Raw genomic sequence first — 6,732 nt, 5'->3', positions numbered from 1 at the left:
TCTCGGCGTGCCGACCGATCTTCTCGCGGCAGTCGGGTTTGTGGCTGTTTTTGCGGGGGCGGCCAATACCCCTCTGGCCTGTACCTTCATGGGGGTCGAGCTGTTTGGCGCCACGGACGTCATCTACATCGCGACTGGCTGCTTCGTCGCCTATCTCTGCTCCGGTCATTCCGGGATCTACCTGTCCCAGCGTATCGGCGTTCCAAAGGCCGCACATCCCCACATTGCCACAGGTATGGCGCTACGACAGGCGCGTGGCTTCATCGGGCGACGGGTCCGGAAAACCGACACACAAACATCACCTGGCTCAGAAACACAAACCGGAAAATAAGCAATGCACGAGACACCCACGATTCTGACAGAACCTGCCGGTATCCTCCGGATTTTCATGACATCCGCATCACGGGCACACAACAGGGAACTGAAGCCACTGGCCCGCCTGTTCCAGCGTCGGCCTCTCTATCGTGACATCGTCCATGCGGCCCGTGCGGCAGGCTTCACCTGCTCGACGCTCACTTCTCACATTACGGCTTCTGGAGAAGCGGTGAAATCCAGCAGACACTTGGTGAAATCCCTAACACGCTTCTGTCAGTCTATGTCGATATTCTGGGCGACCATGAGCAACTGCAAGCATTCTGTCTCTCCCATGAAGCACTGCTGAGAGACACGTCGCTTTATTTCAAACGCGCTGAATCCTGGCATTTCAAAACGCGGCCCACACCCTGACAGAGAGTGCAACACCATCATTTCCGGAGGACAGACCATGCGTATTCTTGCCATCCTCGACCGCATCGAAACTGCGACCTACACTCTTGAGACCGCAGGAGAACTGGCCATCCGCCTCGGTCATCCACCGATCAGGGTTCTCCATCCTGAGCTTCAGGACAATCCCGATTATCAGACGCCTGATGAAGGAATGCCCAGCCCCGAAGAAGAAAAGCGTTTTGCGCAGAAGGTTTCTGCAAAAGCTGATGCGCTGCGCGACATCTTCCAGAAATGGAAGGCCGGACTGACCGACCAGCAGGCAGTTGAATGGATCGAAATCGCGGGGGATGTCCGCAAGACAGTTGCACGTGAGGCCATGAATGCCGATATGACGGTTCTCAGCCGTCCACGCTCCTCAGATCCTGAAGAGGTTACTCAGGCCTTCAGCGGAGCGTTATATGATGCGGGTGCCACGGTGATCGTGGCGCCGCTGCAGCCTCATGAGACCGTTGGGAGGCATCCGGTGATTGCCTGGCATCCTTCATCAGCCCTTGAGCGGGCCATGGCCGCTGCTCAGCCCTTTTTGGAGCGGGCATCCCGTGTCAGCATCATAATCGGCGAAGACCGCGAAAACGAGGTGGCGGAACCGCCCTTCGCGCAAGAACTCCGGCGGAAAGGCGTGGTTGTCGTCATTGATCGCTTTGTCATTACCTCATCCGACGTGGGAGAGGAAATCCGACAGCATGCCCTGAAGGCAGATGGTGATCTTCTGGTCATGGGCGCCTATAGCCGCCCGCATTTCATCGAGTGGCTGTTTGGCGGGCCGACGCAGGATATCCTCTCACACGCCACGCTTCCGATCCTGACCCATCATTGATCGCAGGAAAGAAGCGTCATGCTGTCCAACATTCTGCCGACACTCCTGATCGCGTCGGGAGGTGCCACAGGGACGTTGCTCCGATACTGGATAGGCCTTGCCACCGCCCGCTGGAGCCATAGCCTTCCCTGGGGCACAATCCTGATCAACTTCACCGGTTCGTTCGCCATAGCCCTGTTTGCAGCAATGACGGCGGCAGGAGGACGGGTGCATATTTCTGACACGACGCGCCTTGTATTCATGGTCGGGGTCTGCGGTGGTTACACCACTTTTTCCTCTTTCAGCCTCCAGACCTTTGACCTGCTCCAGAACGGTCATCCCGGCAGGGCCTGTCTGAATGTCGGGATTTCACTCGTGCTCGGCATGATCGCGGTTTTCTTCGGGTTCATGCTTGCCCAGATTTTGAATCACGTTCATCCCGGAATCAGATCGTAAAATGACGCCGTCGCAACTTCCGGCGGTTCGCTGACGCTTCCGAAATTCTCAACTCTCACGGTCAGGACGAAAACAATGCCGACGAGCCCGTCAGTCCCCATGAAAACACGCGATCCTGTATGCGGCATGATGGTTGATCCGGCTACTAGCCGGTTCAAGAGCGAGCATAATGGGCACAGCTATTCATTCTGCAGCGCACATTGCGAGAAGAAATTTGAAGCCAATCCGGCAGCCTTCATCAAGACTGATAGCGCACCTCCCATGGTGTGGACGTGTCCCATGCACCCCGAGATCAGGGAGGCACATCCCGGCACATGCCCCAAATGCGGCATGACGCTGGAACCTGTGAAAGAAGTGCAGGAAAAGGCGGTGCCTTCCATGCGGGGCATGAGCTGCCATCATGCGCCGCAACAGCCTTCCGCCGCCGGAGAGGGTACGCCGGGGATGATCTGGACCTGCCCGATGCATCCGCAGATCCGGCAGGATCATCCGGGGAACTGTCCGCTCTGTGGCATGGCGCTGGAGCCGGAGGAACCGACGGGAGCAGAGACGGAAAACCCCGAACTGCATGATTTCAGACGTCGTCTGATCGTCTCCGTGCTTTTTGCGGTTCCTCTGATGCTCATTGCCATGGGGGGCGATGTCGGCCTGCACCTTGTTCCGGGACCATGGTCTCCCTGGGTTCAGCTTGCGCTGACCACTCCGATTGTCTGCTGGGCAGGACTGCCTTTCTTCCAGCGTGGACTCGCCTCACTGCGGACCGGTCACTTCAACATGTTCACGCTCATCATGTTCGGCGTCGGCGCCGCGTTTGGCTATAGTCTGGCCGCGACGTTCGCACCGGGGGCGTTCCCGGCCAGCTTCAGGATGCCCGACGGAGCCCTGCCGGTCTATTATGAGGCGGCGGGCGTGGTCGTTGCGCTGGTTCTGCTGGGACAGGTTCTGGAACTCCGTGCACGTGCCGCCACCGGTGATGCCATCCGCGCCCTGCTGGATCTCTCACCAAAACAGGCTCACCGTATCGGAGAGAACGGGCAGCCGACAGACATAGCCGTGGACGCTGTCGGGGTCGGAGACCGACTGCGGGTGCTGCCGGGAGAGTCGATCCCTGTCGACGGCAGGGTTCTCGATGGCACATCCAGCGTTGACGAAGCCATGATTACCGGGGAGCCAGCACCCGTTGCCAAAAAGATCGGCAGCACGGTGACTGGCGGTACGATCAACGGCAATGGCAGCCTCGAAATCGAAGCGCAGGCCGTCGGCAGCGATACCATGCTGGCGCGGATCGTGAAGATGGTTGCCACCGCCCAGCGCAGCCGCGCACCCATTCAGGCCGTGGCCGACCGGGTGGCCGGATGGTTCGTCCCGCTGGTGCTGGCTATTTCCGTGCTGACTTTCATCGTATGGTACGCCGTTGGACCGGCTCCGCGCTTTGGGCATGCTCTTCTGAATGCCATCTCGGTGCTGATCATTGCCTGTCCCTGCGCGCTTGGGCTGGCCACGCCCATGTCAATCATGGTCGGTACAGGGCGGGGCGCACGCGAGGGCGTTCTGGTCCGCAATGCCGAAGCGCTTCAGGCGCTCGACAGGGTGGATACGCTGGTTGTGGACAAGACCGGCACGCTGACGGAAGGACACCCCAAGCTCATCGCCGTGGAGGCAGCCAATGGCTGGCCGGAAAACGATGTGCTGTGTTATGCCGCCTCTGTGGAGACACACTCCCAGCATCCTCTGGCACAGGCTATCGTTCAGGGCCTGAAAGACCGCCATGGGGAGCCCGGCGTTCTTACCCATTTCGAGTCGCAGCCGGGACTGGGCGTGAGCGGCAGCGTTGAGGGCCATGTCGTCGTCGTGGGCAATGCCGAGTGTCTGAAGCAGGCTGGCGCTGATGCGTCCCCTGTTGAAGCTAGCGCGACGGCGCATCGTGAAGCCGGAGCCGGGGTGATGTTTGTGGCGGTAGACGGCAGGCTCGCCGGGCTGATCGCCGTGGCGGACCCTCTCCGCGCGGATACGCGGGCCTCTCTTGCGGCGCTCCACGCCGATGGTCTGCGGATCATCATGCTCACGGGTGACAGCGATGCGACGGCGAAGGCTGTGGCGGCGCAGGCGGGAAATATCGCGGAAGTCCATGCCGGTCTGAAGCCACAGGACAAAGCCGATATCGTCAAACACCTGACGGCGCAGGGCGCACATGTCGCGATGACGGGCGATGGCGTGAATGATGCTCCAGCTCTTGCGGCCGCATCCGTCGGGATCGCAATGGGAACCGGCACTGACGTAGCGATCGAAAGCGCCGGGATCACTCTGGCGCATGGCAGCCTGGAAGCACTGGTCCGGGCCAGACGGCTTGCCCATGCGACCATGCGCAACATCCGGCAGAACCTGGCTTTCTCTTTCCTGTTCAACGGGATCGGCATTCCGATCGCCGCCGGTGTGCTCTATCCGATCTGCGGGCTTCTTCTCTCACCGGTTATCGGCGGCGCGGCCATGGCTCTGTCGTCCGTGACGGTTGTCACTAACGCGCTTCGGCTTGGTCGGGGGAAAGACTGAACCTAGCGTTTTTCGGCCGCGGCGCGGGTGCGTAATGCCTCATAAATCGGTGCTTCCCCCATGCCGTCGGCCACGAACATCGCGGCAAAACTGCCCGAAAGCAGCGGAAGCAGCAGGCTGGGCGTATTTGTCATTTCCGTCACAAGAATGATCCCGGTCAAAGGTGCCCGCACTGCTCCCGCAAACATTGCCGCCATACCAACCACAACAAAGGGTGTGCTCCGCACCGCCAGCGTGGGCGCCAGAACATGGGCCAGATCTCCGCAGCCCAGACCGGTCAGAGCACCCAGAGCCAGCATGGGAGCGAAGAGGCCACCCGGCGTTGCTGCGGCATAGGAAATCGAGCCGAAGAACAGACGCAGGACATACAATCCTGGCAGCGCTGTCCAGATCAGCGTTCCATCGATGGCGCTTTGCGTGATCCAGTCGCCTCCACCAGCAAGGTGAGGTGTAAGCCAGACGATCAGCCCACCGATCGCGCCGATTGCCGCAGCCCGGATTTCCACGCTGGCATTCATCCGTTCAGCCAGCCGTAACGTGGTCAGAACTGTCCGGTTGTAAACGACCGAGAGCAGGCCAACTGCAAGCCCCGTCAGCAAGAACAGCAACTGCGTTGAAACGCTGATGACCATGGGACTGTCGGCCACCACGAAATCAGGATCACCGCCCAGCAACGCGCGGGCGACAAGGATGGCGGACACGGAAGCACCGAGTGCGGAACAGGCGGTTCGCGCCTCGAATTTGCCGACCAGCTCTTCCAGCACAAAGATCGCGCCAGCGCCTGGCGCATTGAACGCTGTCGCCAGTCCAGCTCCGGCACCAGCCGCCAGCAATGACCGGCAATCCGCCGGTCCCAACCGTAACAGCCGACCGATCGTATTGGCAGCCGTGGCACCCATCTGCACGCTCGGCCCCTCACGCCCCAGCGCTAGTCCTCCGCCGATGGCCAGCAATCCTCCGATGAACTTGACCGGGATCAGGCCGACAGAAGCTGGTGTTGCAAGTCCGGCCAGGACGGCCTCGACATGAGGGATCCCACTTCCAGAAGCCAGAGGCGCCAGCCGCCTGACCATCCAGGCCGCGATGAAGGCCGTGATGCTGCCGATCGCAATAATCATCAGACCGGCGGGAAGCGGGTGCAGGACATCAAGCGCCAGCGTCGTTCTCAACCCCGCAGCATGTTCAAGTAACAGCCGGAATGTCCCACAGACCGCTCCGACAACGACACCTGTCAGAATGGAAAGAAGGGAAAGCACAGTGAGACTACTAGGCGGCTGGATCATCACCGCGTGCTGTGTTTCCTGACTATGAGTGGTGTCTGCCATCGCCTTCTTGCCGGATTATCATCGTTGCAAACCCGACCCCGGAGTCTGAGAAAAGTTTAGCATCTTTGCTCTTATGCCGATAACAACATCAGATCGGTGTCAAAGCATGCGAAATCGCCTGGACAGGCTTCAGTCCGTGACCAAAGCGGGCGATAGCTGCGCGATCCTTCTCCAGCGCCCCATAAGGTAGATACCGGACTTTCAGATCGGCAATCCTGCTGAAGGCCGGTCGCTTCAACTGTTCGCGCACATCGGCTTCCCGCTTGTCTGGAGCAACAAGGAACAGTCCTTCCAGAGCCTGCGCCTCCGACCCAAGAGCAAGATCCAGCATGCGCACGATGCCTGAATAGATGGTCGTTGAATGCTCGACCTCGAAGGCTGCCACAATCCTGTGGCTGTCTCGGTCTAGCCATAGGACATCGATCAGACGCACGGATTCCGCTCCCTGCGTTTCCGTCGTGAACCCTGGCAACACCGACAGGCAGCCATCCCCCAATTTACCGTCCTGCCATGGACGACTGTGATCATTGGCCGCAATCCAGACATCGTAACCCAGAGAATGCCCCAGATCGCGAAGCCAGCCCTGAATCTCGGTATGGGTATGATCCGTTTCCCGCTCTGCTGCCAGTATCCGAGCCTCTTTTGCGCTCTGCTCCCTCACCTGGTGAAGATCGGCTTCCCAGAGTTTCCGCGCTGTTTCGTTATCCTCGAGAGGTGGCGCTGTATAGCGTCCGCTTCCGAGATCAAACAGCAGTCCTCCGATAGCGCCCAGATCATTGGACAGCAGCGAACGATAGGTCGCATTCAGCTTCAGAATGCCCTGCCGCATGGCAAGATATT

Annotated in this window: 5 protein-coding genes and 1 pseudogene; 4 read left to right on the top strand and 2 right to left on the bottom strand. The window is 59.9% G+C overall.

The window, feature by feature from the left end:
* From GOB86_RS14350 to GOB86_RS14335, 4 genes are all read left to right on the top strand, one after another.
* Positions 1 to 331 (top strand): chloride channel protein (locus GOB86_RS14350; protein WP_194301210.1); only part of this gene is annotated, 331 nt, incomplete at its 5' end.
* A gap of 432 nt (positions 332 to 763) precedes the next feature.
* Positions 764 to 1,582, top strand: a complete 819-nt coding sequence (locus GOB86_RS14345) for a universal stress protein (protein ID WP_165993282.1) — start codon at positions 764 to 766, stop codon at positions 1,580 to 1,582.
* Between the two features lie 18 nt (positions 1,583 to 1,600).
* A complete protein-coding gene (gene crcB / locus GOB86_RS14340) occupies positions 1,601 to 2,017 on the top strand; it encodes a fluoride efflux transporter CrcB (RefSeq protein WP_124296603.1) in 417 nt (138 codons plus the stop codon).
* Between the two features lie 99 nt (positions 2,018 to 2,116).
* On the top strand, positions 2,117 to 4,567 hold the full coding sequence (locus GOB86_RS14335; RefSeq protein ID WP_165993280.1) for a heavy metal translocating P-type ATPase: 2,451 nt from the start codon (positions 2,117 to 2,119) through the stop codon (positions 4,565 to 4,567).
* Positions 4,568 to 4,569: 2 nt separating this feature from the next.
* Here the strand turns inward: GOB86_RS14335 and GOB86_RS14330 are convergent, their stop codons facing one another.
* Both GOB86_RS14330 and GOB86_RS14325 read right to left on the bottom strand, forming a co-directional pair.
* Entirely contained in the window at positions 4,570 to 5,892 is a 1,323-nt protein-coding gene (locus GOB86_RS14330; protein WP_231869370.1) for a ClC family H(+)/Cl(-) exchange transporter, read from the bottom strand.
* Positions 5,893 to 5,980: 88 nt separating this feature from the next.
* Positions 5,981 to 6,732: pseudogene (locus tag GOB86_RS14325) on the bottom strand (type II restriction endonuclease); the annotation flags it as partial.

Origin of the sequence: Acetobacter lambici (genome assembly GCF_011516885.1) — a bacterium.
GTDB lineage: Bacteria > Pseudomonadota > Alphaproteobacteria > Acetobacterales > Acetobacteraceae > Acetobacter > Acetobacter lambici.
The sequence above is the reverse complement of the archived record's forward strand: the minus strand, read 5'-3'. Positions and strand labels throughout refer to the sequence as shown.

Bases quoted from the DNA above. Each gene is read 5' to 3' on its own strand.
- GOB86_RS14335 (WP_165993280.1), top strand. From the start codon at position 2,117: ATGAAAACACGCGATCCTGTATGCGGCATGATGGTTGATCCGGCTACT.
- GOB86_RS14345 (WP_165993282.1), top strand. From the start codon at position 764: ATGCGTATTCTTGCCATCCTCGACCGCATCGAAACTGCGACCTACACT.
- GOB86_RS14330 (WP_231869370.1), bottom strand. From the start codon at position 5,892: ATGGCAGACACCACTCATAGTCAGGAAACACAGCACGCGGTGATGATC.
- crcB (WP_124296603.1), top strand. From the start codon at position 1,601: ATGCTGTCCAACATTCTGCCGACACTCCTGATCGCGTCGGGAGGTGCC.